General features: G+C 63.3%; 3 protein-coding genes and 1 pseudogene. 3 read left to right on the top strand and 1 reads right to left on the bottom strand.

Annotated elements, in window-relative coordinates:
- Nucleotides 1-722 (top strand): substrate binding domain-containing protein (locus tag VN047_RS20130; RefSeq protein ID WP_325545853.1); only part of this gene is annotated, 722 nt, incomplete at its 5' end.
- Between the two features lie 180 nt (nucleotides 723-902).
- A complete protein-coding gene (gene ctrA, locus VN047_RS20125) occupies nucleotides 903-1610 on the top strand; it encodes a response regulator transcription factor CtrA (RefSeq protein WP_325545851.1) in 708 nt (235 codons plus the stop codon).
- Between the two features lie 70 nt (nucleotides 1611-1680).
- On the opposite strand, the gene VN047_RS20120 is transcribed toward ctrA, so the two are convergent.
- A complete protein-coding gene (locus tag VN047_RS20120) occupies nucleotides 1681-2019 on the bottom strand; it encodes a PilZ domain-containing protein (RefSeq protein ID WP_325545849.1) in 339 nt (112 codons plus the stop codon).
- 432 nt (nucleotides 2020-2451) lie between these two features.
- Between VN047_RS20120 and VN047_RS20115 the strand changes: the two are divergent.
- Nucleotides 2452-2596 (top strand): annotated as a pseudogene (locus tag VN047_RS20115) (pseudouridine synthase); the annotation flags it as partial.

The raw sequence follows: 2596 nt of genomic DNA, 5'->3' as shown, positions 1-2596 counted from the left end.
CGGCAACCGCGGCGACCGAGGCGGCGCGCGGCGATCGGCTTGACCTCGCAGGCCCGATCCGCCTTGCGGCGCCGATGAGCTTCGGAATCAAGGTGCTTGGCCCGCCGCTCGCGCTTTTCCTCGACCGGCATCCGGCGGTCGAGATCGAGGTGCTGCTGAGCGATGCGCGCAACGACCCGATCGCCGAGGGCATCGACCTGACGTTGCGCATTGCGCCGCTCGCCGATTCAAGCCTGCTCGCGCGCACCATCGCGCCGGTGGCAGCGTCGGTGGTCGCCAGCCCCGATTATCTGGCGAAGCACGGCACGCCGAAACACCCGCTCGAACTCGCCGGCCACCGGCTGATCGGATACGGCCACCGCCAGCGCGCGATGCCGCTGCATTTCCACCGCAAGGGCGAAGAGGCGACGGTGCTGCCGACGGGGCCGCTGTTCACGAACAATGGCGATATTGCGGTACCGTTGATCGTCGCGGGTGTCGGGATCGCCGTGCTGCCCGATTTCATCGCGGCGGGCGAACTGGCGTCGGGCGCGGTGGTGCCGATCCTGACCGACTGGTCGCTGCCGCAGTCGCACCTGCACCTCCTGTCGCCGCCGTCGCGGCTGCGCCCCGCGCGCGTCCGGGCGCTGTCGGATCATCTGGTCGATACGCTGAAGGTCTCGTGCACGGGCGCACACGAGCAATTTGTCCTGCGCCATCATCCGGCGGAAATTGCCCTCTAGACTGTGGCATATTGGTCGCGACTCGCGGATTTCAGCGGGTTAAATCAAAATTAACCTTTTCCCTTCATTAGTTTCATGGTTAATGTTCCGGCAGTCTCGCAACAGGGGTCGCCGGTGGCATGCATGATGGCCACGCGGGCGAACTGCAGGGCTATCGTGGGAACAATCAAGGGGTGCCCAATGCGCGTACTGCTGATCGAGGACGAGCCGACGACCGCGAAAGCGATCGACACGATGCTCACGACCGAAGGCTTCAACGTCTATTCCACCGATCTCGGTGAGGAAGGCCTGGATCTGGGCAAGCTCTATGATTACGATATCATCCTGCTCGACCTGAACCTGCCCGACATGCATGGATACGACGTGCTGAAGAAGCTTCGCACCGCCAAGGTGCAGACGCCGGTGCTGATCCTGTCGGGCATTTCCGAAATGGATTCGAAGGTGCGTTCGTTCGGCTTCGGCGCCGACGATTATGTCACCAAGCCGTTCCACCGCGACGAGCTGGTCGCCCGCATTCATGCGGTCGTCCGCCGTTCGAAGGGTCACAGCCAGAGCGTCATCAAGACGGGCAAGCTGGCGGTCAACCTCGACACCAAGACGGTCGAGGTCGATACGACGCGCGTGCATCTGACCGGCAAGGAATATCAGATGCTCGAGCTGCTTTCGCTGCGCAAGGGCACGACGCTGACCAAGGAAATGTTCCTGAACCACCTCTATGGCGGGATGGACGAGCCCGAATTGAAGATTATCGACGTCTTCATCTGCAAGCTGCGCAAGAAGCTCGCGCTGGCATGCGGTGGCGAAAATTATATCGAGACGGTCTGGGGCCGTGGTTATGTCCTTCGTGATATCGACGACGAAGGCAATGAGGTGCGCCGCGTCGCCTGACGCGTAACGCTCCACGTTAATTTACCGAGGGAAACCGGCGCGGAGCAATCCGCGCCGGTTTTCGTTTGGGCTATTGCCGCTTGCCCAGCCACACGCTGCGGCCGAAATGCGCCGGCTGCGCGGCGCCAAGGACGAGGCCCGGCCGGCGCGCGGGTGCGGTCGGCGGCGGGATGATCTCGAAACCCGCGGTGAGGTGCGATGCCGGCGCCGGGTTGCCATATGCCGCGCGCAGCCGCGTCGTGTCGACCGGCTGGTCGGTCTCCAGCCCGAACTTCTTGTCGACGACCCAGCGAACGGTGCCCATCATCGGGTCGTGACCGGGCAAAAAGACCGTCATCCGTTCGCCGATATTCAGGCCGGAGGGTGATTGACCCCCGAGTCCGGTTTCGGACACGTTCCGGATGGTCACGTCGAATTTCCCGAGTCGCGGACAAGCGAGTTCGGCCTTCACCAGACGCGACTGGCGCGGCTGGCGTTTGTCGGGGGAAGGATTGGAGGCCGGGGAAGCCTCGGGATTCGACATGCGCGACCTAATTGCTGTCGACCAACCCCCACGTCGGCCGATTGTTGTGGTCCGCGTTCACTCCTAAATGCGGAAGGTAAATTTTCGTTATAGACGTTCGGTGACGATTTGCCGCGCGGCGCAATTTTTGTCCCGTTGCGGGACCTGCTTGAATGTCTGTTGCGGGGGTGGGGAGCCGCCATTCGTCATCCCGGACTTGATCCGGGATCCATCGCGGCGCTGAAGTCATGGACCCCGGATCAAGTCGACCGAGCCACTTGTCTCGTTCGAGCGTGACGAAGGAAGAGGGAGGCGAGAAGCCATGCGAGGAACCACAGCGTGAGCCGCCTGATCCTGTTCAACAAGCCGTGGGGCGTGCTGTCGCAATTCACCGACAAGAGCATGGCCGCGAGCGCGGACGGCCCGCGCGCGACGCTGTCCGATTATATCGACGTGCCCGGCGTCTATCCGGCCGGGCGGCTCG

The sequence above is a fragment of the Sphingopyxis sp. genome (assembly GCF_035565275.1).
Taxonomy (GTDB): Bacteria; Pseudomonadota; Alphaproteobacteria; order Sphingomonadales; family Sphingomonadaceae; genus Sphingopyxis.
Note: the sequence above shows the minus strand (reverse complement) of the source record. Positions and strands in the feature narration are given on the sequence as shown.